The organism is Bradyrhizobium sp. 2TAF24 (genome assembly GCF_052115025.1).
GTDB lineage: Bacteria > Pseudomonadota > Alphaproteobacteria > Rhizobiales > Xanthobacteraceae > Bradyrhizobium_A.
The window spans coordinates 196,924-220,010 of the sequence record NZ_JBFRFW010000004.1 but is presented as its reverse complement, the minus strand read 5'-3'; the positions used below and the strand labels follow the sequence as shown (position 1 = coordinate 220,010).

The 23,087-nt window shown below is 68.3% G+C and carries 19 protein-coding genes; 13 read left to right on the top strand and 6 right to left on the bottom strand.

Features of this window, described 5'->3' with window-relative positions:
- Positions 1-46: 46 nt before the first annotated feature.
- The 4 genes from AB4Z37_RS08880 (at position 47) to AB4Z37_RS08865 (ending at position 4,832) form a co-directional block, all read left to right on the top strand.
- Positions 47-685, top strand: coding sequence for a 2-hydroxychromene-2-carboxylate isomerase (locus tag AB4Z37_RS08880; protein ID WP_441516343.1), 639 nt, complete (start codon positions 47-49; stop codon positions 683-685).
- Between the two features lie 348 nt (positions 686-1,033).
- A complete protein-coding gene (locus tag AB4Z37_RS08875; RefSeq protein ID WP_441516342.1) occupies positions 1,034-2,662 on the top strand; it encodes an FAD-dependent oxidoreductase in 1,629 nt (542 codons plus the stop codon).
- Positions 2,659-2,979 carry a 4Fe-4S binding protein gene (locus tag AB4Z37_RS08870; RefSeq protein WP_441516341.1) on the top strand — a complete coding sequence of 107 codons (321 nt, stop codon included), beginning with the start codon at positions 2,659-2,661 and terminating at the stop codon, positions 2,977-2,979. The genes AB4Z37_RS08875 and AB4Z37_RS08870 overlap by 4 nt, the downstream gene beginning before the upstream one ends.
- A 128-nt stretch (positions 2,980-3,107) precedes the next feature.
- Positions 3,108-4,832, top strand: a complete 1,725-nt coding sequence (locus AB4Z37_RS08865; protein ID WP_441516340.1) for a cation:proton antiporter — start codon at positions 3,108-3,110, stop codon at positions 4,830-4,832.
- A gap of 15 nt (positions 4,833-4,847) precedes the next feature.
- Here AB4Z37_RS08865 and AB4Z37_RS08860 read toward each other — a convergent pair whose 3' ends face one another.
- The 3 genes from AB4Z37_RS08860 to AB4Z37_RS08850 all read right to left on the bottom strand — a co-directional run bounded on the left by AB4Z37_RS08860 (position 4,848) and on the right by AB4Z37_RS08850 (position 7,223).
- Positions 4,848-4,991: a hypothetical protein gene (locus AB4Z37_RS08860; RefSeq protein ID WP_441516339.1), complete on the bottom strand. Its 144-nt coding sequence runs from the start codon at positions 4,989-4,991 to the stop codon at positions 4,848-4,850.
- A gap of 190 nt (positions 4,992-5,181) precedes the next feature.
- Entirely contained in the window at positions 5,182-6,552 is a 1,371-nt protein-coding gene (locus AB4Z37_RS08855; protein WP_441516338.1) for a sensor histidine kinase, read from the bottom strand.
- Positions 6,549-7,223, bottom strand: coding sequence for a response regulator transcription factor (locus AB4Z37_RS08850; RefSeq protein ID WP_441516337.1), 675 nt, complete (start codon positions 7,221-7,223; stop codon positions 6,549-6,551). Before AB4Z37_RS08850 ends, AB4Z37_RS08855 begins: the two co-directional genes overlap by 4 nt.
- 539 nt (positions 7,224-7,762) lie before the next feature.
- Here AB4Z37_RS08850 and AB4Z37_RS08845 point away from each other — a divergent pair.
- A complete protein-coding gene (locus AB4Z37_RS08845; protein ID WP_441516336.1) occupies positions 7,763-8,641 on the top strand; it encodes a hypothetical protein in 879 nt (292 codons plus the stop codon).
- 6 nt (positions 8,642-8,647) lie between these two features.
- Here AB4Z37_RS08845 and AB4Z37_RS08840 read toward each other — a convergent pair whose 3' ends face one another.
- Together AB4Z37_RS08840 and AB4Z37_RS08835 are read right to left on the bottom strand one after the other, a co-directional pair.
- Entirely contained in the window at positions 8,648-9,904 is a 1,257-nt protein-coding gene (locus AB4Z37_RS08840; protein WP_441516335.1) for an MFS transporter, read from the bottom strand.
- A 96-nt stretch (positions 9,905-10,000) separates the two neighbouring features.
- On the bottom strand, positions 10,001-10,624 hold the full coding sequence (locus AB4Z37_RS08835; protein WP_441516334.1) for a TetR/AcrR family transcriptional regulator: 624 nt from the start codon (positions 10,622-10,624) through the stop codon (positions 10,001-10,003).
- Between the two features lie 146 nt (positions 10,625-10,770).
- Here AB4Z37_RS08835 and AB4Z37_RS08830 point away from each other — a divergent pair, with 146 nt between their 5' ends.
- From AB4Z37_RS08830 to AB4Z37_RS08820, 3 genes are read left to right on the top strand one after another with little or no spacing between them, the layout of a single operon-like run.
- Positions 10,771-11,871 carry an efflux RND transporter periplasmic adaptor subunit gene (locus AB4Z37_RS08830; protein WP_441516333.1) on the top strand — a complete coding sequence of 367 codons (1,101 nt, stop codon included), beginning with the start codon at positions 10,771-10,773 and terminating at the stop codon, positions 11,869-11,871.
- The gene (locus AB4Z37_RS08825) at positions 11,868-12,947 is read left to right on the top strand and encodes an efflux RND transporter periplasmic adaptor subunit (RefSeq protein ID WP_441516332.1); all 1,080 of its coding nucleotides are present in this window, start codon (positions 11,868-11,870) and stop codon (positions 12,945-12,947) included. Before AB4Z37_RS08830 ends, AB4Z37_RS08825 begins: the two co-directional genes overlap by 4 nt.
- Positions 12,944-16,033 (top strand): efflux RND transporter permease subunit, encoded by a 3,090-nt coding sequence (locus AB4Z37_RS08820; RefSeq protein ID WP_441516331.1) that lies wholly within the window; start codon positions 12,944-12,946, stop codon positions 16,031-16,033. Before AB4Z37_RS08825 ends, AB4Z37_RS08820 begins: the two co-directional genes overlap by 4 nt.
- Positions 16,034-16,051: 18 nt before the next feature.
- On the opposite strand, the gene AB4Z37_RS08815 is transcribed toward AB4Z37_RS08820, so the two are convergent.
- Positions 16,052-16,642, bottom strand: coding sequence for a beta-class carbonic anhydrase (locus tag AB4Z37_RS08815; protein ID WP_441516330.1), 591 nt, complete (start codon positions 16,640-16,642; stop codon positions 16,052-16,054).
- A gap of 243 nt (positions 16,643-16,885) precedes the next feature.
- On the opposite strand from AB4Z37_RS08815, the gene AB4Z37_RS08810 reads away from it, so the two are divergent.
- The 5 genes from AB4Z37_RS08810 (at position 16,886) to AB4Z37_RS08790 (ending at position 23,042) form a co-directional block, all read left to right on the top strand.
- On the top strand, positions 16,886-17,569 hold the full coding sequence (locus tag AB4Z37_RS08810) for an alpha/beta hydrolase family protein (RefSeq protein ID WP_441516329.1): 684 nt from the start codon (positions 16,886-16,888) through the stop codon (positions 17,567-17,569).
- Between the two features lie 90 nt (positions 17,570-17,659).
- The gene (locus tag AB4Z37_RS08805) at positions 17,660-19,636 is read left to right on the top strand and encodes a sigma-54-dependent Fis family transcriptional regulator (RefSeq protein ID WP_441516328.1); all 1,977 of its coding nucleotides are present in this window, start codon (positions 17,660-17,662) and stop codon (positions 19,634-19,636) included.
- Positions 19,637-19,943: 307 nt separating this feature from the next.
- Positions 19,944-20,984, top strand: a complete 1,041-nt coding sequence (locus AB4Z37_RS08800) for an ATP-NAD kinase family protein (RefSeq protein ID WP_441516327.1) — start codon at positions 19,944-19,946, stop codon at positions 20,982-20,984.
- A 26-nt stretch (positions 20,985-21,010) separates the two neighbouring features.
- Positions 21,011-21,994 (top strand): thiamine pyrophosphate-dependent dehydrogenase E1 component subunit alpha, encoded by a 984-nt coding sequence (locus AB4Z37_RS08795; RefSeq protein ID WP_441516326.1) that lies wholly within the window; start codon positions 21,011-21,013, stop codon positions 21,992-21,994.
- A 28-nt stretch (positions 21,995-22,022) separates the two neighbouring features.
- Positions 22,023-23,042 (top strand): alpha-ketoacid dehydrogenase subunit beta, encoded by a 1,020-nt coding sequence (locus AB4Z37_RS08790; RefSeq protein WP_441516325.1) that lies wholly within the window; start codon positions 22,023-22,025, stop codon positions 23,040-23,042.
- The last annotated feature ends 45 nt before the right edge of the window (positions 23,043-23,087 follow it).

Here is a 23,087-nt window from a genome sequence, read left to right as displayed (position 1 = left end):
CTCTGCTATCGTCGATGTCTATCTCCTATCTCGTGAGTGTCCTCAAATGACCACCCAACGTCCTCAAGTCGAATACCACTTCAGCTTCATCTCGCTGTGGTCCTACATCGGCAGCCTGACCTTCCAGGACATCGTGGCGCGCCGCGACATCGAGGTCGTGTTCAAGCCGATCGACCTCTATGCGCTGTTCTCCGCCGGCGGCGGCAAGCCGGTGCGTGAGAGGCCGCTCGGGCGGCAGGCCTATCGTCTCGTCGAGATGGAGCGCTGGAAGGCGATCCGCGACATTCCGCTGGTGACGTGGCCGAAGTTCTATCCCGCCGATCCGACGGTCGGCCACCGCATGCTGCTCGCCGCGCTGCGCGACGGGCAGGACGTCATGGCGTTCGCCCATGCCGGCCTCAAGGCGGTGTGGGCGGACGAACTCAATGTCGAGGATCCGGATACGCTGGTGCGGCTGGCGGACGCCAGCGGCCTCGATGGCCGGACGCTGCTGGCGCAGGCGAACGATGCCGATCTCGTCGCGCAGGAGAAGGCGCTGACGGCGGACGCCATCGACCGCAAGCTGTTCGGCGCGCCCTTCTACTTCTATCGCGGCGAGCCGTTCTGGGGCCAGGATCGCCTCGACCTGCTGGAGCAGGCCATCGCCTCCGGCCGTGCGCCGATCCTGCCGCCGGAGACGCTGTGAGGCGGTGAAACTCCCGACCTGCATGGTGATGTCCGCGCTTGTCGCGGGCATCCCGATCAGGTGAGCACTGCCCTTCCAAGCGGGATGGCTGGGGCAAGCCCGGCCATGACGAGTTCGACAACAGGTGTCTTGCTCGTTTGGCATGATCTTGTATTCCGTTCATAGCAACAAGCGGGGGCGCTTCGTTTCTGCACGATCGTTCTCCGCAACCGCGTCCGCATAAAAGCTTCATCCAAAACCCGCGCGAACTCTGAAATTGCCACAGACGCATCTGTCGGCGACCATGCGCGCGTTGGTGCACGGCAGGACCGCTCCGGTTCGATGCGTGCGGAGCGGAGAGCGCGGTCCATGGCGGGACGGATCAATCGCGCCGAGCAGGTCTCGGCGGGGGCGGGAGCAATCGAATTCGAGGCCGACGTGCTGGTGCTCGGCGGCGGCCCGGCCGGCGCCTGGGCGGCGGTGAGCGCCGCGGCGCGCGGCGCGCGCGTGGTGCTCGCCGACAAGGGCTTCTGCGGTACGTCGGGGGCAACGGCCGCGGCCGGCACCGGCGTGTGGTACGTCGATCCCGATCCGGCGCTGCGCGACGCGGCGATGGCGAGCCGCGAGAAGAATGGCGGCTATCTGCAGGACCGCCGCTGGATGGCGCGCACGCTCGACCGCACCTACGCGCTCAGCAACCAGCTCGCGGCGTGGGGCTATCCCTATCCGACCGATGCCGACGGCCGGCCGCAGCGCAACTCGCTGCAGGGCCCGGAATACATGCGCCTGATGCGCCGCCGCGTGAAGCAGGCCGGCGTCACCATTCTCGATCACAGCCCTGCGCTCGAATTGCTGATCGATGACGACGGCGCGGTGGCGGGCGCCACCGGCGTGCGGCGGCAGAAGGACGACCGCTGGGTGGTGCGCGCCGGCGCGGTGGTGATCGCCACCGGCGGCTGCGCCTTCCTCAGCAAGACGCTGGGCTCCAACGTGCTCACCGGCGACGGCTATCTGCTTGGCGCCGAAGCGGGGGCGGAGCTGACCAGCATGGAGTTCTCCAACCCCTACGCGATCTCGCCGGCGTTCGGCTCGGTGACCAAGACGCTGTTCTACGGCTGGGCCACCTTCAGCTATGAAGACGGCAGCGTGGTGCCGGGCGCGGCGTCGAAGGGCGGCCGTGCGGCGATCGCGCGGGCGCTGCTGCAGGGGCCGGTCTATGCCCAACTCGACAAGGCCGATGCGGCGACGCAGGCGGCGATGCGGGTGTCGCAGCCCAACTTCTTCCTGCCGCTCGACCGCACCGGCATCGATCCGTTCACCCAGCGCTTTGCGGTGACGCTACGCCTCGAAGGCACGGTGCGCGGCACCGGGGGGCTACGCATCGTCGACGACAGCTGCGCCACCACGGTGCCCGGCCTCTATGCCGCGGGCGATGCGGCGACGCGCGAACTGATCTGCGGCGGCTTCACCGGCGGCGGCAGTCACAATGCCGCCTGGGCGATGTCGTCCGGGTTCTGGGCGGGGGAGGGGGCCGCGGACTTTGCGCGACAGCGCGGGCCCGCGCGCGACCGCCCGGCGACGCAGGCCGGCACTGTCGGCCTGCGTCGCGGTTCCCGCGCTGCGTTGGCGCCTGCGGAGCTGGCCAGGGCCGTGCAGCGTGAGGTGTTTCCCTATGAGCTGAACTACTTCCGCGACGCCGGCAGGCTCGATGGCGCGCTTGCGCGGCTGGATACGCTGTGGCGTGACGCCTCCGAGGCCGATGCGGCTGTGCCGGCCGATGCGCTGCGCACCCGCGAGGCGGCGGCGATGCTGGCGACCGCACGCTGGATGTACCGCAGCGCCCTGGCGCGCACCGAGACGCGCGGCATGCATCGCCGCGACGACTATCCGCAGCTCGACCCGCGGCAGCGTCACTACGTCACCACCGGCGGCCTCGACGACGTCTGGACGGCAAGCCGGCCCCATGCCGAGGCGGCGTTCGCGGAGGCGGCGGAATGATCGAGGTTATCGACGCCGAGCGCTGCACAGCCTGCGACATTTGTGTGACGGTGTGCCCGACCAATGTGTTCGACAAGACCGACGGCCTGCCGGTGATCGCCCGGCAGTCGGACTGCCAGACCTGCTTCCTGTGCGAGCTGTACTGCCCCGAGGACGCGCTGTTCGTGTCGCCATTCGCCGACGCGCCGCAGCAGGTCGATGTGGCGGCGCTCAAGCAGGCGCAGGTGCTCGGCAGCTATCGCCGCGCGGTCGGCTGGACCGATGCCACGCGCAGCCATCGCGACAGCGATCGCAGCTACCTGCTGTTCGGTCATTGAGGGCGAGGCCGCCGGGCCGGGCCGGGCGGGGCGGTGATTTCACCGCCCTGGCCGCATGGCCAGGGCATATCCGGCTTGCAATGGCCGGCTGATTTGCCTTTTATCCCCGGGAGAAACCCGGGGGTGGCATGGCCGAACTTATCCGCGACATCACGCTGTGCATCCTGTTCGCGTGGGGGCTTGGCCTTGTGGCGCATGTCCTGCGCCAGCCGCTGATTCTCGCCTATCTGCTCGCCGGCTTCGCCATCGGCCCCTATGGCATGGGCTGGGTCAAGGCGCGGGAATCGATCAACACCATTTCCGAGCTCGGCCTGATCTTCATGCTGTTCATGATCGGGCTGGAGATCGACCTCAAGAAGATCGTGCGCGCCGGCCGGGTCATCCTGTTCGGCGCCGGCGGCCAACTGATCGGCGGCTGCCTGATCGGCGTGCTGTTCTTCATGGCGCTCGGCCTGCCGCTCGGCAGGGGCGGCTTCGACGCGCTCTATCTCAGCATCGCCTGTGCGCTCAGCAGCACCGTGATCATCGTCAAGGTGCTGTACGAGAAGCGCGAGCTCGACACCCTGCCGGGCCGCATCACCCTCGGCATCCTGGTGCTGCAGGACATCTTCGCGATCCTGTTCCTCGCGGTGCAGCCGAGCCTCGCCGACCTCCAGGTCACGGTCGTGCTGCTGTCGATCGCCCGGGTCGGCGCGCTGGTGGCGGTGGCGCTGGTGCTGAGCCGCTATGTGCTGCCGCCGCTGTTCCAGCGCGTGGCGCGGCGGCCGGAGCTGGTGCTGCTGGGCGCGCTCGCCTGGTGCTTCCTGATCGGCGAGATCGCCGAGCAACTGCACCTGTCGCGCGAAATGGGCTCGCTGGTCGCCGGCGTGTCGCTGTCGACCTTTCCTTACGCGCTCGACGTCACCGCCAAGGTGACGACCCTGCGCGACTTCTTTATCACGCTGTTCTTCGTGTCGCTCGGCATGACCATTCCGGTGCCGAGCCTCTCGGTGGTCAGCTTCGCGCTGATCATCGCCGCGTTCACGGTGGCGAGCCGGCTCGTCACCACCTTCCTGCCGCTCTACCTGATGAAGCAGGGGCTGCGGGCGAGCCTGTTGCCGGCGCTCAACCTGGCGCAGATCAGCGAGTTCTCGCTGGTGGTGATCCAGGTCGGCATGGTCGCGGGGCATCTAACGGCGGCGACGTCGAGTGCGGTGTCGTTCGCCTTCGTCATCCTCGCGGTGCTGTCGACCTTTGCCATCACCAAGAGCGACCCGATCAGCCGCTGGTCGGTGGCGACCCTCAAGCGCCTCGGCTTGCGCGATCTCGACCATGGCGGCGACGACGCCGGCGCCCATGGCGACGGCCATGGCGGGCGGCGGATCGTGATCCTCGGCTTCTTCCGTGCCGCCAGCGCGCTGCTTGCCGACATCGAGCGCAAGAACGCGGCCCTGCTCGACGAGATCGGGGTCGTCGACTTCAATCCGGTGGTGTTCAACAACCTGCGCGCGCGCGGCCTCAACGTCACCTATGGCGACATCAGCAATGTCGACACCCTGACCCATGCCGGGGTCGGTCATGCCGAGATCATCATTCTCAGCGTGCCGGACTCGCTGCTGGTCGGCGCCAACAACGAGAAGCTGGTGCGCCATGTCCGTTCGCTCAACGCCGACGCGCGGATCATCGCCACCGCCGACGTGCTGGCCGACGTCGCCGATATCTATGCCGCCGGCGCCGACTATGTCACCGTGCCGCGCCTCGGCGACGCGTACGAGCTGCTCGACGTGATCGAGGCGATCGACGACGGCCTGCTCGAGCAGAAGCGTGCCGAGCTCGACGAGCGCCTGAAGGATCGCGGCGAGGTGCTGCCGTAAGGCGCGGCCCGCGCCTCAGAGGCGATGGTCGAGACCGCCGGCCTCGATTTTTGCGGCTGGCCACGGTGAGGCCGCCTTGGTGGCGCGGGCAAGGCTCGCGCTGAACAGCGCGAGCGCTGCGGCCAGGGCCACCACCACGAGGGCTGTGCGTGACAGCATCGCAGGACTCCGGACTGGGCGCGGGCTGGGCCGCGCGAAGCTGCATCTGGATCGGACTGTCCGCAGTCGCGGCCGTTCCGTTCCGCCTGATGTCCCCGTTTTCAGCGAGAACGCGGCCAATTTTGCCGGCGAGCATTGCGCCTACATTGTAAAGACCGGCGGCCGGCGATGATTTTCGGAAAAATATCGCTCATTCGCCGGCGATCACCGGCGAAGGACCGCCGCGCAGCGGCAGCACCAGACGAAAACGGGCGCCGCCGGGCGCCGCCGCGAGCGCCGAGACGTGGCCGCCATGCCGGCGCACGATGTCGCGGACGAGGTTCAGCCCAAGGCCGGCGCCGCGCTCCTGCGGCTGCAGGCGGTAGAACGGCGCAAAGATCTTGTCGCGCTCCTGTTCGGGGATGCCCGGGCCTTCGTCGATGACATCGATGCTGCCATCGCGGCCGACGGCGATGGTGATGGCGCCTTGCCGGCCGGCGTGCTCGATGGCGTTCTGCACCAGATTGGTGATGGCGCGCGTCAACGCGCCACAATCTCCCGTCACCTTGACGGCATCCGGAGGGGTATCGAGCGTCAGCTGATAGCCGGACGCGATCGCCAGCGGCGCGAGATCGGCGGCGACCTTCCGGCAGAGATCGCACAGGTCGACGGTGGCGAAGCTGTCGCTGCGGTCGAGCCGCTGCATGTCGAGCAACTGCTCGGCAAGCGCGGCGATGCGGCTGGTGTCGAGCATCAGGCGGGTGCGCATCGCTCCCGGCGGCAGCAGTTCGAGACGGGTCTGCAGGATCGCGATCGGCGTGCGCAGTTCATGGGCGGCGTCGCTGAGGAAACGCTGATGCTGCTCATAGCCTTCGTCGAGGCGCTGCAGCGCGCCGTTGATGGCGTGTACCAGCGGGCCGACCTCGGCCGGGATGCGTTCGACCGACAGGCGGGTGCCGCGGCGGTCGATGTCGATCTCCTCCGCATGGGCGGCGACCGTCGCGATCCCCGAGAACGCCCGCCCGATGATCAGCGGAATGGCGATCAGGGCGATCAGCGCCAGCAGGATGAGGATCGGAATCAGCAGCAGCTGCGACAGGAACACGATGGCGAATGTCAGTCCGACCATGCGGCCGGCGCCGGCCAGCACCGTGAACGTGCCGGCGCTGGTCTCGACGCTGCGAATGGTGGCCGCGAGATTGTAGGGCGGCTGGGTGTCGCGGATGTCGGAGAAGCTGATGCGGTCGAGGGCGCCGACCAGCGAGCGATAGGCCTCGGGCAGCGTGCCGCCGGACAGTTCGTCGCCGGCCGCGTTGCGGGCGACGAACCACAGGCCCGGCGCATCCGCCTTGAGTGCGCGCAGGTCCGCCGTCTCGGTCACGGCGAGCCTGCCGTCGGGCTGGCGCTGGATCGCCCGGCCGATGACCTCGATGGCGTCGGTGTCCATCAACTGGCCACCGAGGTCGGCGCGGATCAACTGCATCACGATGACCGCGACCAGCGCGGTCAGGATGGCGTATTGCAGCGCCAGCAACTGCCAGATCAGCCGCCGCTTCAGCGACGCTGGCCGGAACAGCTTCATTCGACGGCCTTCAGCAGGTAGCCGACGCCGCGAATGTTGTGAATCTCGACCCCGGCCTCGTGGTTGTCGAGCTTGCGGCGCAGCCGCGAGATATGGGAATCCAGCGCGTTGGACTGGATTTCGTCGTCGAAGCTGTAGACCGCTTCCTCGAGCGCCGAGCGCAGCACGGTGCGGCCATGGCGCCGCATCAGCGTTTCCAGCACCAGGAGCTCGCGGCGGCGCAGCTCGATCGGCTGGCCGCCGACCGTCACCTCGCGGTTACCGAAGTTGAGGATGAGCTGGCCGACCCGCGCCACCGTCGGCGCCATCGCCGGCGGCCGCCGCAGCACGGCGCGCAGCCGCGCCAGCAGTTCCTCCAGGGCGAAGGGCTTGGCGAGGTAATCGTCCGCCCCGGCGTCGAGTCCCATCACCCGGTCGGTGACGTCGCCGCGGGCGGTCAGCACGATGACCGGCACGCCCGACTGGTTGGCGCGCAGGTGCGGCAGCAGGCTCAGCCCGTCGCCGTCGGGGAGCTGCCGGTCGAGAATGATCGCATCGTGCACCGGGTCCGCCACGGCCTCCCGCGCCAGATCGAGCGAGAACACCCGATCGACCACGACATCGAATTTGAGCAGCGCCTCGCTCAACGCCGCTGCCATCTCATTTTCGTCTTCCACCAGTAACAATCGCATTGTCCCGCCTCATGCAGACCCCCTCGACCCCCGGCTGCATTGTGATGCCAAGGATTGCGTGAACATTGTGCCGGCAATGATTTCCGGCGCGCTTTCGGGTCTCAAACCCGTTTTTTTGCGATTTTTGGGCACTTTTCGATGCGTGGGAGGCGCGTCCCACCTGGAATCACTTTAAACTGGCTGAAGTCGCTGGGATCGGCGGCCGATGGCGGCGTCAGCGGGATTCGCCGCAGCCGGTCCTGCAGAGGCGTATGATGGGCTTGCCTTGCAGGACGAGCTTGCCCTCGTGCCGGGCTCATCCTGTTCGACCGATGGGCCCGCGGCTTGATTCGCCGCGGCACGGAACAGAGTGCCGCCTGCGTCGTTGCCTGATGTGATGACGCATCAGGGCGAGGCTGTCGCCGCCTCATGTCAAGGCGAATTCGTGTGGCGGCGGACGGGAACCTGTGTGTCGCTCACGCTGCTGAGGATGGTGGTGATCTCGCGTTGCGTAATGGATCGCGTGTGTTACAAGGCCAGCCGAGTTTGAGGGCGGACGATTGGCCAAAGTGACAAAGGCGCCCGCACGGGCGGGTGCCAAATCCAAAACCAGTAGCGTGAAGAAGACGGCCGGCAGCAGAGCGGCCGCGCCGAAGGCTGCCAAGCCGGCGAAGAAGGCAGCATCACGCTCGACGGCTCGGACGGTCGCGACATCAGCCAAGAGCAGCGCCAAGACCGAAGCCAAGATTGACGCCAAGATTGACGCCAAGGCGAATCCGAGGTCGAGTACGGCTACGACTCCCCGGTCGAGCGCCAAGAAGACTGCCAAGGCCGGCGCTGCGGCGGGTGCCAAATCCGAGACTGCGAAGTCGGAAACGACCAAGTCTGGCAGCACCACGGGCGTTGGCGTCAATGACGGCGCCGCCGACAAGGCGGCCAAGGCATCTGCCGCGGAGACGGCGAAGTCTGCAGTGCGCACGCCCGTCGGCGCGGCCGCGCCGGCAGGCGAGCCGATGGACCTTCTGACGATCATGACAAACGGACAACCAAGCGGACAACGCAGTGAGGTGACGAACGATGCGAAAGGCGGACGCATGAGCAACGAAACCCAGGCCGCGCCGTCGCGCTCTCCCCTGAGCCTCCCCAAAGCTGCGGCAGCTCAGGCTTCGACGCAGGCGATGCCACAGTCGGCCATCCGGCCGGCGGCTGCCGAGGCGGGGGTGAGGAAGCAGACGCCGCCGGCGATGCCGCCGAAGCCGCATCCGCGTGCGGACATTCCGCCGACATCCGGCTTCACGCTGGTCGTCGACGGGCATTTCAAGAACCAGTACGACGATGCGGCGGCGGCGCGCACGGCCGGTGCCGACCTGCTGCGCCGGTTTCCGATGCTGCGCATCGAGATCTACGACGCGGCGCTGAAGACCCGCAGCCGGATCTGACCTGCCTCAAGCGCCTGCGGGGCTCCGCGGCGCGCGCGTCAGCAGCGCGAACACCGTGACGCCGAACACCAGCCCGAGGCCGAGCACCAGCAGCGCCGCGGGCAGTGAGACCTGTGCGGCCACAAGACCTGTGGTCGCCTGCAGCACCGCGGTCCCGAAGAAGAACGACAGGTTGGCCGCGGACAGCGCCTTGCCGGTGTCCGCGCTCGGGACCACCTGTCGCGTGATCGCATAGAGCAGCGGCTGCGCCGAGCTGAAGAAGCCGATCGCGACCAGCAGCGCCGCGTCGGTCGTCGGCGTGAGGTAGGGGACGCCGAACGCGGTCGAGAGCAGGCCACCCGGGCCGCCGCAGGCCATCGCCACCAGAGCGAGCGCGGCGAGCGCATGGCAGACGATCACCAGTTCCCGCCGCCGGCCGAGCCGGCGATCGATCAGGCCGATCAGCAACGGGCCGACGATCATCGACAGCGTGAAGACGAGCAGGATCTGTCCGGCATCGAAGCGGGAGAGGCCTTTGATGTCCATCAGCCATGGGCCGCCCCACACCCCGCGCAGCACCAGCGTGACCGCAACCGAGAAGAATGCCAGAACGATGACGCCGCGCAGCGGCCGCGACAGGCCGAGGCGGAACACGCCGAGGACTTCGTCGGCGAGGTGGCGCGGTGCCGCGTCGGTGCGGTCCGGCTGGACGACGGTGAAGACGGCAAGCGCGATCGCGATCGCCAGGGCGGCGGCGAGCACGAAGCCGCCGCGCCAGCCATAGTGGTCCACCAGCCACGCCAGCGGACTGGCCGACAGGATCATGCCGCAATTGCCGAGGCTGAGGATGATGCCGGTCCACATCCCGAACTTGGCGGCCGGCAGCCGCCGCGCCGCATAGGTGACCGGGCACAGCAGCATGCCCGAGGTGGCGATGCCGAGCAGAATCTGGGCGATGCAGAAGCTGAGCGGTGTTCGCGTGACCGCGGCGAACGCGGCGCCGAGCATGGTTGCCAGCAGCAGCGTCACCGACACGGTGCGGACGCTGAAGCGGTCGAGCGCCACCCCGAGCGGGATCTGGCTTGCTGCGAATGCGAAATGGTAGGCGCCCGCCAGCGAGCCGATGGTCGCCGGATCCGCCTTGAGGTCGGCGGCGATCAGGTCGAGCGAGACCGCGGGCAGGGTGCGGATCATGTTGGACAGCATGTGGCCGCACGCCAGCACCACGATCGGGGCGAACAGCTTCAGTCCGGTGGTCGGTTGCGGTGCGGCGGGCGATAGCATGGCTGCGTCGGCGGGAGGGATTGTGTGTGCCGGTTATGGACCAGCTTCGCCGTGATGGGTAGTTCCCGCGGGACTGTGTGCCATGCGCCGGGCGCGTCAGGTGGCAAGGCCGTTCATCAGCAGGTCGAGTTGAGCGTCGACGAACGCATCGACGTCGATCGGGCGATTCTTGTCGAAGACCAGGCGCCACACGTCCAACAGCAACGACGGGCTCAGGATCAGCTCGGGAAAGCGCCGCGCGGTGCTGTCGCGGAATTCGCCGGCGGCAATGCCGGCCTCCACCAACGCGCGCACATGTTCGACGAGCGGCTCCATGAACTCCTGATAGTGGCGCTCGACGAGGTCGGGAAAGCGCGCGCCCTCGGCGATCAGGAAGCGCAACGTCTCGCGCGAGGCGCGCTCGTCGCCGAAGCGGCTGTAGAGATAGACGATCAGGGCGTGCAGCTGCGTCCGGTACGGGCCGTTGAGGGTCGCGAGAAAGGCCGTCAGTTCGTCGAACTGCGGCCGCGACACATGCCGGATCATCTCGTCGAACACGCGTTCCTTGGTGTCGAAGTAGAAGTAGATCGTGCCTTTGGTGACGCCGGCGCGCCTGGCGACGTCCTCGAGGCGGGTGGCGGCATAGCCGTTTGCGACGAACTCCTCGAACGCGGCGTCGAGGATCTCTCCCGGCCGCTCGGCCTTGCGGCGCTCTCTGCGTTTCGTCGGCGTGTCCGCCATCGGGATCCCAGCCCTGCATCTTGTCCCTGATCATTATTATTGACTTACGAGTCAGTCAATAATAATTGTCGTCCCAGGAGCATTTTCCTGTGTCACCATGGCGCGCCAGCCGGTGTGTCTGCCTCTCTTGTTGTGAGCGTGTGGTCATGATGGTCAGCTTTCGAACCCGCCTTGCCGTTCAGGCAGGCTGCCTTCTGGCAGTTGCGGCCGCTCTGGGCGGCTGTGACGAGCGCAAGGGCGCGGCCAAGCCGCCGACGCTGGTGCGCAGCGAGGTGGTGGCGCTCAAGGAGCGGGTTGAGTCCGTGACATTGACCGGCGACGTGCGGGCCCGCGTGCAGGCCGAGCTGTCGTTCCGCGTCAGCGGCCGGGTGATCGAGCGGCTGGTCGATGTCGGCGCCCATGTCGCGGCAGGCCAGGTGCTGGCGCGGCTCGATCCGGCGGAGCAGAAGGCGGACCTCGATGCCGCGACTGCGGCGGTGACCGCGGCGGAATCCCAGGTGCGGGTCGCGACCGCCACCTTCGATCGCCAGAAGACGCTGCTGTCCAACGGCTTCACCACCCGCGCCGCCTTTGACCAGGCGCAGGAGGGCCTGCGCACCGCCGAAGGCTCTCTGGAATCCGCCAAGGCTCAGCTCGGCACCGCCAGGGATGCGCTCGGCTACACCGAGCTGCGCGCCAGCGCCGCCGGCATCATCACCGTGCGCAGCATCGAGGTCGGGCAGGTGGCGGAGGCGACGCAGCCGGCGTTCTCGCTGGCACAGGACGGCGACCGTGATGCGGTGTTCGACGTCTATGAGTCGCTGTTCTTCAAGCAGCCGCCGTCGGACGACAGCGTCGCGCTCGTCCTGGTGTCCGATCCCGCCGTCACCGCGCGCGGCCGCGTCCGCGAGGTGTCGCCGACCATCGATCCGAAGACCGGCACGGTCCGCGTCAAGGTCGCCATAGCCAATCCGCCGGCGGCGATGACGCTCGGCAGCCCGGTCACCGGCACGGCCCACGGGCCGCCGGATCGCCGCATCATCCTGCCCTGGGGCGCGCTCACCGCCGCCGGCCCGACGCCGGCGGTCTGGGTCATCGACGGCAAGAGCAAGACGGTGGCGCTGAAGCCGATCGCTGTCGAGGAGTACGGCACCGGAACGATCGTGGTGAAGAGCGGGCTCGAGCCCGGCGAGCGGGTGGTGACCGACGGCGGCAAGCTGCTCAGCACCGGCCAGACGGTGACGTTTGATGGGGAGAGCGCATCATGATGACATCGCGTTCCGCTGTCGCGCTCGTCATGGGCGCCGCATCGCTCCTGCTTGCTGGTTGCAAGGAAGAAGCCACCGCGCCCGCGCCGGTGCGGCCGGTGCTGTCGATGGTGGTCGAGCCGGGGCTGGCCGGCGGCGCGGCAATCGTCGGCACCGTGCAGCCGCAGTTCAAGACGGATCTTGGCTTTCGCGTGCTCGGCCGCCTGATCGCCCGTCCTGTCAATGTCGGCGACATGGTCGAGAAGGATCAGATCGTCGCCTCCGTCGATCCGGCGGCGCTGGAGCTCGCGGTGCGCTCCGCCGCCGCGGCCGTCTCCAGCGCGCAGGCGCAGCTCACCAACGCCACCGGCGCCGAAGGCCGCCAGCGCGCGCTGCTCGAGACCGACGCCACCAGCCGTGCCACCTTCGAGACCGCAGAGCAGGCCCGCGCCGCCGCGCAGGCCTCCGTGGTGCAGGCCCAGGCCAATCTTACCAAGGCCCGCGAACAGCTCGGCTACGCCCGCCTCAAGGCCGACTTCGCCGGCGTGGTCACGGCGGTCGGCGCCGAGGTCGGCCAGGTGGTGTCGCCCGGGCAAAGTGTGGTGACCGTGGCGCGGCCCGACATCCGTGAAGCGGTGGTCGACGTGTCCGAGGACACCGCCGCGAGCCTGCACATCGGTGAGGCCTTCACGGTCAGCCTGCAGCTCGATCCGGCGATCAAGGCGGACGGCAGGGTGCGCGAGATCGCGCCGCAGGCCGACCAGGTTACGCGCACGCGTCGCGTGCGCATCACCCTGGAGAAGCCGCCCGAGCCTTTCCGTCTCGGCACCACGGTCACCGCGACGCTGGCGGGGGGCGAGGCGCGCATGCTGCGCCTGCCGTCTTCGGCCGTGCTGACGCGGGACGGCAAAACCTATGTGTGGCTGGTCGATGTGACGAGCCGCACGGTGTCGCTGCGCGAGGTGCTGGGCGTGCCGGATGACGGCGGCCTGCGAGTCACCGGCGGCGTCGAGCCGGGCGCGCGGGTGGTCACCGCCGGCGTGCACAGTCTTACGGAGGGCCAGAAGGTCCGTATCGATCAGGAAGCGCAGCCGTGAAGAATTTCAATCTCTCCGACTGGGCGCTCGATCACCGCTCGCTCGTCTGGTACTTCATGATCGCCTTCATGGCGGCGGGGCTGTTCTCGTATCTCAGCCTCGGCCGCGAGGAGGATCCCGCCTTCACCATCAAGACCATGGTGATCCAGGCGCAATGGCCCGGCGCGTCCGCGCAGGAGATGGCGCGCCAGGTCACCGACCGCATCGAGAAGAAGCTCGAGGAGCTGGAGACGCTCGACTACACCAAGAGCCTCACCATCGCCGGCCAGACCACCATCTTCGTCAACCTGCGCGAGACCACCAAGGCGAGCGAGGTGACGCCGACCTGGGTGCGCGTGCGCAACATGATCGCCGACATCAAGGGCGACTTCCCGCAAGGGGTGATCGGGCCCGGCTTCAACGACCGTTTCGGCGACGTGTTCGGCAACATCTATGCCTTCACCGCCGACGGCCTCACGCCGCGCCAGCTGCGTGACCGGGTTGAGGACGTCCGCGCCAAGGTGCTCACGGTGCCCAATGTCGGGCGCGTCGACATCGTCGGCGCCCAGGACGAGGTGATCTATCTCGAATTCTCCACCCGCAAGGTCGCCGCGCTCGGGCTCGACACCCGCTCCATCGTCGCGTCGCTGCAGGCGCAGAATGCGATCGCGCCGTCCGGCGTGCTGCAGGCCGGCCCCGAGCGCATCAGCGTGCGCGTCAACGGCCAGTTCACCTCGGAGGCGAGCCTCAAGGCGATCAACCTGCGGGTCAACGACCGCTTCTTTCCGCTCACCGATGTCGCCACCATTACCCGCGGCTATGTCGATCCACCGACGGCGCTGTTCCGCTTCAACGGTGAGCCGGCGATCGGCCTCGCCATCGGCATGAAGAGCGGCGCCAACCTCCTGGAGTTCGGCGCGGCGCTGAAGCAGGAGATGACCCGCATCGTCGCCGACCTGCCGATCGGCGTCGGCGTGCACCTCGTGTCGGACCAGCCGGTGATCGTGGACGAGGCGGTGTCGGGCTTCACCAAGGCGCTGTTCGAGGCCGTCGTCATCGTGCTCGCCATCTCCTTCATCAGCCTCGGCATGCGCGCCGGCCTCGTGGTGGCGATCTCGATTCCCCTGGTGCTGGCGATCACCTTCGTGGTGATGGCCTATGTCGGGATCTCGCTGCAGCGCATTTCGCTCGGCGCGCTGATCATCGCGCTCGGTCTTCTCGTCGATGATGCGATGATCGCCGTCGAGATGATGGTGGCGCGGCTGGAGGCGGGGGATTCGCTGCGCAAGGCGGCGACCTATGTCTACACCTCGACCGCATTCCCGATGCTGACGGGCACGCTGGTGACGGTCGCCGGCTTCATCCCGATCGGCCTCAACAGCAGCAGCGCCGGCGAATTCACCTTCACGCTGTTCGTGGTGATCGCGGTATCGCTGGTGGTGTCGTGGATCGTCGCGGTGCTGTTCACGCCGCTGCTCGGCGTCACCATCCTGCCGGCGAGCATGCCGCACCATCAGGAGACCAAGGGGCGCTTTGCGCTGGCGTTCTCGCGCCTGCTCGACGTCTGCATGCGCCGGCGCTGGATGACCATCATCGTCACCGCGGCGATCTTCGTGCTGTCGCTCGGCGGCCTGCAGTTCGTGCAGCAGCAGTTCTTCCCGGCGTCCGACCGCAATGAGCTGGTCGTCGACTTCAACCTGCCGCAGAACGCCTCGATCGCCGACACCAATGCCCAGATGACGCAGTTCGAGCGCGAGGCACTCAAGGGTAATCCCGGCATCGACCACTGGTCGACCTATGTCGGCTCTTCCGCGCCGCGCTTCGTGCTGTCGTTCGACGTCCAGCCCGCCGACGTGTCCTACGGCCAGGTCATCATCGTCACCAAGGGGCTGGAGGTTCGTGACAAGGTCGCGGCCGAGCTGCAGGCCTATCTCAAGAAGACGTTCCCGGGCACCGACGGCTTCGTCAAGCTGCTCGACATCGGCCCGCCGGTCGGCCGCCCCGTGCAGTATCGCGTCAGCGGGCCCGATATCACCAAGGTGCGCGAGTATGCGCAGTCGCTCGCCGGCGTGATGCGCGGCAACGCCCATCTCGGCGACGTGGTTTTCGACTGGATGGAGCCGGCGCGCGTGGTCAAGGTCGACGTGCTGCAGGACAAGGCGCGCCAGCTCGGCGTCACCTCCGAGGACATCGCCTCGGCGCTCAACAGCGTGCTCGACGGCATGGCGATCACCCAGGTGCGCGACGACATCTATCTCATCAATGTGCTGGGCCGCGCCAACGCCGCCGAGCGTCATTCGATCGAGACGCTGCGTGACCTGCAGCTGTCGGGCAATGGCGGCGTGGCGGTGCCGCTCGCGGCGGTGGCGACGCTGCGTTACGAGATCGAACAGCCGACGATCTGGCGTCGCTCGCGGCTGCCGACCATCACGCTGAAGGCCGGCATTCTCGACGAGGTGCAGCCCAACACCGTGGTCGACCAGCTCAAGCCGGCGATCGCCGCATTCGACGCCAAGCTGCCGCCCGGCTATAGCGTCGCCATCGGCGGCAGCGTCGAGGAAAGCGCCAAGAGCCAGGCGCCGATCGTCGCGGTGGTGCCGCTGATGCTGTTCATCATGGCGACCATCCTGATGCTGCAGCTGCAGAGCTTCCAGCGCCTGTTCCTGGTGTTCGCGGTGGCGCCGCTGGCGCTGATCGGCGTGGTCGCGGCGCTGCTGCCGAGCGGCGCGCCGCTTGGCTTCGTCGCCATCCTCGGCGTGCTGGCGCTGATCGGCATCCTGATCCGCAACTCGGTGATCCTGATCGTGCAGATCGAGGAGCTGCGCGAGGAAGGCCGTCCGCCCTGGGAGGCGGTGGTGGAGGCGACCGAGCACCGCATGCGGCCGATCGTGCTGACCGCCGCGGCGGCGAGCCTGGCGCTGATCCCGATCGCCCGCGAGGTGTTCTGGGGCCCGATGGCCTATGCCATGATGGGCGGCATCATCGTCGGCACCGTTCTGACGCTGCTGTTCCTGCCGGCGCTCTATGTCGCCTGGTTCCGCATCAAGGCGCCGGACGACACGCAGGCGACGCCGGCACCCGCGGCCGAGCCGAAGCCGGCGGCATGACGGCCGTCGCGCCGCGGGTCAGGCAGCCTTGCCCGCGGCGTTCGCCTCTGCGACCTCGTCGAGCCGGCCTGTCCTGACATCGTAGATGAAGCCGTAGATCGGGATGGTCTTCGGCACCAGCGGGTGGTTGCGGATGCGGCGGACATCCTCGACCACGCTACGGGCGTTGTCGGAGAAGGTGTGCCAGTGCACGTAGCGTCCGGCCACCGAGCCGCCGCCGTGATGGGGATTGTGCCAGGCCTTGCCGTCGAACTCAGCGGTGTCGAGATTGTCCTCCAGCAGTTCGCCGATGACCTCTCCGGTGAACAGCTCCATGCCGCAGTCGGAGTGGTGGATGACGAACCACTCCCGCGTGCCGAGCAGCTTGTGCGAGATCACCAGCGAGCGGATCGCGTCGTCGCTGGCGCGCCCGCCGGCATTGCGGATGACATGAGCATCGCCCTCGGCAAGGCCAGCGTATTTCGCCGGATCGAGGCGGGCATCCATGCAGGTCAGGATGGCGAAGCCGCGCGCCGGCGGCAGCGCGAGCTTGCCCTTGTCGCCGAACTCTGCGGCGTAGGCGGCGTTGGCCGCGATCACTTCGTCATAGGGATGGCCCGGCGCGGTCATGGCGGTCGTCCTCGTCTGGTTGCGGCAGCGGACGTCATGATTGGAGCGGCGGGGGGCGGGGTCAAGAAAACGGAATTTTGAAGTTCGCGGTACGACGCAGCGGTTCTGCTCGCGTGCGCCGCGTGGATGGATGAAGCTTGCCAGGGAGCGGGCTCTGCCGTGCTGATGACACGATCATGACGTGGTGATGGGAATGCGGTATGTGGCGTGAGCCGCCGCCGTGCGATCTGCCGAGGAGTTTCCGTGCCGACGTCTTCAGTTGCCCCCGTGTCCATCACTGTCGATGACGTCACCACCGTGTCCGGCCTGCTGCAGGCGCCGCCGCAGCCGCGCGCGCTCTATGTGCTGGCGCATGGCGCCGGCGCCGGCATGACCCATGCGTTCATGGCGGCGGTGGCGGCCGAGCTGGCGGAGCGCGGCGTTGCCACCCTGCGCTACCAGTTTCCTTACATGGAGCGCGGCAGCCGCCGGCCAGATGCGCCGCCGCTGGCCCATGCCACCGTTCGTGCCGCGGTGGCGGAAGCGGCGCGGCTGCGTCCGGGCCTGCCGCTGTTCGCCGGCGGCAAGTCGTTCGGCGGCCGCATGACATCGCAGGCGCAGGCGGCGGCGCCGCTCGGTGGCGTGCGCGGCCTGATCTTTCTCGGCTTTCCGCTGCATCTCGCCGGCAAACCGTCGCGCGAGCGGGCGAAGCATCTGGCTGACATCGACATTCCCATGCTGTTCCTGCAGGGAACCCAGGACAAGCTCGCCGTGCTGTCCGAGCTCGAGCCGGAATGCGCAGCACTCGGGCCGCGCGCCAGCCTGATCCTGTTCGCCGACGCCGATCACAGCTTCCATGTGCCGGTGCGCAGCGGCCGCACCGATCCGCAGGTGCGGACCGAGGTGCTGGATGCGCTGGCGGGCTGGATTACCGACATCTTGAATTAGCCAGCCTTGCTGACCTTCCTCTGCCGCGCTTGATCGCATCAGCCGATCGGGTCACACTCCCGGCCAAAATCACGATCTCGGAGGATCGTCGTGCGGGAGGATCAGGTTGCGCACGTGGACGAACTCGTCCGCGTCGCGGTCGGCGCGCCGTCGCAGCGCGATCCCATCATCCATCAGTCCTGGCGGCGCTGCGTCTCCGAGCACAAGCTCGACCCGGAGGTGCTGCGCGACGCCTGCATTGTCACTGACGGCCGGCTGCGCGAGCACCGCGACGCCATGGACGAGTTCCTGCACACCGCGCGGTTCGGCGTCGAGATGCTGTACCGCCAGGTCGCCGGCCTCGGCTACGTGCTGCTGCTGACCGATGCCAGGGGCGTCACGGTGGATTTCATCGGCGATCCGACCTTTGACAACAATCTGCGGCGCGCCGGGCTCTATCTCGGCGCCGACTGGAACGAGCCCAATGCCGGCACCTGCGCGGTCGGCACCTGCATCGCCACCGGCGAAGCGCTCACCGTGCATCAGAGCGACCATTTCGATGCCACCCACATTCCGCTGACCTGCACCGCCGCGCCGGTGTTTGATTCCAGCGGGGCGCTCGCGGCGGTGCTCGACATCTCGGCGCTGCGCTCGCCGGAGCCAAAGGCGAGCCAGTTCCTGGCGCTGCAACTCGTCAAGTCGTTCGCCCACAAGATCGAGAACGCCAACCTGCTCAACCGCTTCCGCCGCGAGTGGATCGTCAAGCTGTCGGGTTCGGCGGAGTTCGCCGACGTCGATCCCGACTTCATGCTGGCGGTGGACGGATCGGGGCGGATCATCGGCTTCAACAACCGCGCGCGGCAGCTGCTGGCGCGGGAGTGCGAGGGCATGCCGCTGCGGCCGGGCGGCCTGCGCGTCTCCGATCTCCTCGACTGCAGCGTCGACGACCTGCCGCGTTTCGCCCATTCGCGGCCGGCCGGCCAGCGCACGGTGCGGCTGAAGCGCAGCGGCACCACGCTGTTCGCCCAGACCTTGCCGCCGCCGGCGCGGATGCCGGCGGCGCCAGCCCCGCAGGCCGCTGCGCCTGCGCTGCCGGAAGCGCTGCAGAACCTGTTCCACGGCGATCCGACCATGCGCGACGTCGCGAGCCGGGCGGCGCGGCTGCTCAACGCCCAGATGAGCCTGTTGATCCAGGGCGAAACCGGCACCGGCAAGGAGCATCTCGCCAAGGCGATGCATGTCGCGAGCGCCCGTGCCGGGCGGCCGTTTATCGCGGTCAATTGCGCGGCGCTGCCGGAGAGCCTGATCGAGAGCGAGCTGTTCGGCTACGAGGCCGGCGCCTTCACCGGCGCGCGGGCCAAGGGGCGTAAGGGCCTCATTCTCGAAGCTGATGGCGGCACCCTGTTCCTCGATGAGATCGGCGACATGCCGCTGACATCGCAGACGCGCCTGTTGCGCGTGCTGGCCGAGCGCGAGGTGACCCCGGTCGGCCGCAGCCGGCCGGTGCCGGTCAACCTCCGCGTCATCGCCGCCACCCACCGCGACCTTGTCGACCTCGTCAAAGCCGGCCAGTTCCGCGAGGACCTGTATTTCCGCCTCAACGGCGCCATCCTGCGCCTGCCGGCGCTGCGCCAGCGCACCGACCTCGAATGGCTGATCGGCCGGCTGCTCGACCGTCTGGCGGTCGAACGCGGCACCAGCGTCACCCTGTCGGCGGCGGCGCGCGATGCGCTGCGCGGCTACGCCTGGCCCGGCAACATCCGCGAACTGGTCAACAGCCTCGACTATGCCTGTACGCTCGCCGCCGGCGAGATCGGGATCGACGACCTGCCCGAGGCGATTACGCGAGCGCAGCATGGCGACGGCTGGCCACAGCCCCTGGTGAACGCCTCGGCTCAATCCCTGGTGCGGCCCGAGGCATCGGTTCCAATGAGCGCCCCGGCGGATCCCGCCGCCGAACTGCTCGCGGAACTGCGCGCCCATCACTGGAACGTGTCGCAGGTCGCCCGTGCCCGCGGCGTCGACCGCACCACCATCCACCGCCAGATCCGCCGCTTCGGCCTGACCGCGCCGAACAAGCTGGTGTGACAAGGTGATGCGTCATCACCGGGCCGACGCGAAGCGTCGAGACCCGGTGATCCAGCTTATTCTTCGCTGGTGGGGAAGCTGGGTTGCCGGGTCAAGCCCGGCAACGACGGAAATCGAAGCGCAGCGTGCACGGTCACCAACCGCCACACCTGTTGCATCCGCCGCGCCGCAGGTGTGGCGGCGCCACAGGTCCCGCTGATCGCAGCGCTTTCGAAAACTCCTTGCCGATCATTGCGTTGTGACGCCAGCGTGAGTTGGCATCGACCTTGCTCTTCCCTTGGCAAAACAAACTCTGGGAGGAAGCCGCGTGACGCCCATTGTCGGCATCATCGCCAATCCGGTCTCCGCACGGGACATCCGCCGCGTGGTGGCGAACGCATCGAGCCTGCAGATCGCTGATCGCGCCAACATCCTGCTGCGGGTGCTGGCGGCGCTTGCGGCCTGCGGCGTATCGCAGGTGCTGATGATGCCGGAGCGTGGCGGCATCGCCGGCCATGTGCTGCGCGGCATCGCGCGGGCGCGCCTGCAGGGCGGGCATTTTCCGGCCGTGAGCTGGCTCGACATGCCGGTGACCGGCACCGCCGAGGACAGCCGCTGCGCCGCACAGCTGATGTGTAAGGCGGGCGCCGCCGCGATCGTGGTGCTGGGCGGCGACGGCACCCATCGTGCGGTGGTGTCGCAATGCGGCAGCGTGCCGATCGCCGGCATCTCCACCGGCACCAACAACGCCTTTCCCGAGCACCGTGAGCCGACCATCACCGGCCTCGCTGCCGGCCTTGCCGCCACCGGGCAGGTGCCGCGCGCGACCGCGCTCGTGGCCAACAAGATCCTCGAGGTCGCAGTCGGCGGCAGCACCGATATCGCATTGGTCGATGTCGCCTTCGTTACCGACGGCTATGTCGGCGCCCGCGCGGTGTGGCGCATGGACACGCTGCGCGAGCTGTTCGTCACCTTCGCCGATCCCGAGGTGATCGGCCTTGCCGCCATCGCCGGGCTGATCGAGCCGGTGTCGCGGCGCCAGTCCGGCGGGCTGATGGTGCGGTTCGCTCCGGTCACGACCGCGCCGACCGTGCTGCACGCGCCAATCGCGCCGGGCGTGATCGCGCCGGTTGGGATCGACGACTGGCGGCTGATGCCGGCGCGGGTGCCGTTCGCGCCGACGCTGCGGTCCGGATCGATCGCGCTCGACGGCGAGCGCGAACTGTCGTTCGCCGCGCACGACGAGGTGTCGGTGACGCTGCGCGACGGCGCGTTCCACACCATCGACGTCGCCGCCGTCATGAAGTTCGCCGCGCTCGGCGGCCTGCTGCGGCAGGCTGTGCCCGCGCCGGCCGCATCGTTCGCCTGAAGAAACCCAACGGAGGATACCAAGCCATGTCTGAGAATCCCTTCCCGCTGTCCAAGGCGCAATTGCTCGACGCCTACCGCACCATGCGTACCATCCGCGAGTTCGAGGAGCGGCTGCATGTCGAGTTCGCCAAGGGCGACATCCCCGGCTTCGTGCACCTCTATGCCGGCGAGGAGGCCTGCGCCACCGGCATCATGATGCATCTCACCGACATCGATCGCATCGCTTCGACCCATCGCGGCCACGGCCACTGCATCGCCAAGGGCGTCGATGTCCATGGCATGATGGCGGAGATCTACGGCAAGGAGACCGGCTCGTGCCGCGGCAAGGGCGGCTCGATGCACATTGCCGACCTCTCCAAGGGCATGATGGGCGCCAACGGCATTCTCGGCGCCGGCGCGCCGCTGATCTGCGGCGCCGGGCTCGCGGCCAAATTCCGCGGCGATGGCGGCGTCGGCATCACCTTCTTCGGCGACGGCGCCTCCAACCAGGGCACGGTGCTGGAGAGCATGAACCTCGCCGCGGTGTGGAATCTGCCGGTGATCTTCGTGGTCGAGAACAACGGCTATGCGGAATCGACCTCGGTCGACTACGCCACCGCCGTCGACAGCTATGTCGACCGCGCCTCCGGTTTCGGCCTGCCCGGCGTCACCGTGGACGGCACCGACTTCTTCGCGGTGTTTGAAGCCGCCGGCGAGATGATCCGGCGTGCGCGCGAGGGCGGCGGCCCGTCACTGCTGGAATGCAAGATGATCCGCTTCTTCGGCCATTTCGAGGGCGACGCCCAGACCTACAAGGCCAAGGGTGAGAACGAGCATAACCGCGCCACGCGCGACTGCATCAAGTTGTTTGCCCAGCGCGTCACCGACGCGGGCGTGGTCAGCGCCGCCGAATTCGCGGTGATCGACCGCGAGGTCGCCAGCCTGATCGACGATGCCGTCGCGACCGCCAAGGGCGCGCCGCTGCCAACCGCGCGCGACCTGCTCACCGACGTCTACGTCACCTACTGACGCAACATCATCATCCGGAGGAAACAACATGGCTCGCAAGATCAGCTTCAAGCAGGCGATCAACGAGGCGCTCGACCTCGAAATGCGCCGCGACCCGACCGTCATCGTGATGGGCGAGGATATCGTCGGCGGCGCCGGTGCGCCCGGCGAGGACGACGCCTGGGGCGGCGTGCTCGGCGTCACCAAGGGGCTCAACGCCAAGCACACCGGGCGGCTGCTCGACACGCCGCTGTCGGAATCCGCCTATATCGGCGCCGCGATCGGCGCCGCCGCCTGCGGCATGCGCCCGGTCGCCGAACTGATGTTCCTTGACTTCATGGGCGTGTGCTTCGACCAGATCATGAACCAGGCGGCCAAGTTCAAGTACATGTTCGGCGGCAAGGCGCGCACGCCGGTGGTGATCCGCGCCATGGTCGGCGCCGGCTTCCGCGCCGCCGCGCAGCACTCGCAGATGCTGACCCCGATCTTCACCCACGTGCCGGGGCTGAAGGTGGTGTGCCCGTCGAACGCCTATGACGCCAAGGGGCTCTTGATCCAGGCGATCCGGGACGACGATCCCGTGATCTTCTGCGAGCACAAGAACCTCTATGGCCTCGAGACCGACGTGCCCCTGGAGTCGTATACGATCCCGTTCGGCGAAGCCAATGTGGTGCGCGAGGGCAAGGACGTCACCATCGTCGGCTATGGCCTCACGGTGCACCGTGCGCTGGAAGCCGCCGAGAAGCTCGCCAAGAACCGCATCGAGGCCGAGGTCATCGACCTGCGCACGCTGTCGCCGATCGATCTCGACACCGTGATCGAGAGCGTCGAGGCCACCGGCCGCCTGGTCGTGGTGGACGAGGCCAACCCGCGCTGCTCGATCGCCGCCGACATCGTCGCGAGCGTCACCCAGCATGCGTTCGGCGCGCTCAAGGCGGCGCCGCAGATGGTGACGGCGCCGCACACGCCGGTGCCGTTCTCGCCGGTGCTGGAGGATCTCTACATCCCCTCCGCCGACGGCATCGCTGCGGCGGTGGCCAGGACCACGCAGGCCGCGCTCGCGGCCTGATGCCCGGACGGCGGCGCGGCGTTCGCGCCGTGGCCGCCGCCGGCT

Excerpts from the sequence above, each read along its gene's own strand:
- AB4Z37_RS08880 (WP_441516343.1), top strand. The coding sequence starts at position 47 with ATGACCACCCAACGTCCTCAAGTCGAATACCACTTCAGCTTCATCTCG.
- AB4Z37_RS08875 (WP_441516342.1), top strand. The coding sequence starts at position 1,034 with ATGGCGGGACGGATCAATCGCGCCGAGCAGGTCTCGGCGGGGGCGGGA.
- AB4Z37_RS08870 (WP_441516341.1), top strand. The coding sequence starts at position 2,659 with ATGATCGAGGTTATCGACGCCGAGCGCTGCACAGCCTGCGACATTTGT.
- AB4Z37_RS08865 (WP_441516340.1), top strand. The coding sequence starts at position 3,108 with ATGGCCGAACTTATCCGCGACATCACGCTGTGCATCCTGTTCGCGTGG.
- AB4Z37_RS08860 (WP_441516339.1), bottom strand. The coding sequence starts at position 4,991 with ATGCTGTCACGCACAGCCCTCGTGGTGGTGGCCCTGGCCGCAGCGCTC.
- AB4Z37_RS08855 (WP_441516338.1), bottom strand. The coding sequence starts at position 6,552 with ATGAAGCTGTTCCGGCCAGCGTCGCTGAAGCGGCGGCTGATCTGGCAG.
- AB4Z37_RS08850 (WP_441516337.1), bottom strand. The coding sequence starts at position 7,223 with ATGCGATTGTTACTGGTGGAAGACGAAAATGAGATGGCAGCGGCGTTG.
- AB4Z37_RS08840 (WP_441516335.1), bottom strand. The coding sequence starts at position 9,904 with ATGCTATCGCCCGCCGCACCGCAACCGACCACCGGACTGAAGCTGTTC.
- AB4Z37_RS08835 (WP_441516334.1), bottom strand. The coding sequence starts at position 10,624 with ATGGCGGACACGCCGACGAAACGCAGAGAGCGCCGCAAGGCCGAGCGG.
- AB4Z37_RS08830 (WP_441516333.1), top strand. The coding sequence starts at position 10,771 with ATGATGGTCAGCTTTCGAACCCGCCTTGCCGTTCAGGCAGGCTGCCTT.
- AB4Z37_RS08825 (WP_441516332.1), top strand. The coding sequence starts at position 11,868 with ATGATGACATCGCGTTCCGCTGTCGCGCTCGTCATGGGCGCCGCATCG.
- AB4Z37_RS08815 (WP_441516330.1), bottom strand. The coding sequence starts at position 16,642 with ATGACCGCGCCGGGCCATCCCTATGACGAAGTGATCGCGGCCAACGCC.
- AB4Z37_RS08795 (WP_441516326.1), top strand. The coding sequence starts at position 21,011 with ATGTCTGAGAATCCCTTCCCGCTGTCCAAGGCGCAATTGCTCGACGCC.
- AB4Z37_RS08790 (WP_441516325.1), top strand. The coding sequence starts at position 22,023 with ATGGCTCGCAAGATCAGCTTCAAGCAGGCGATCAACGAGGCGCTCGAC.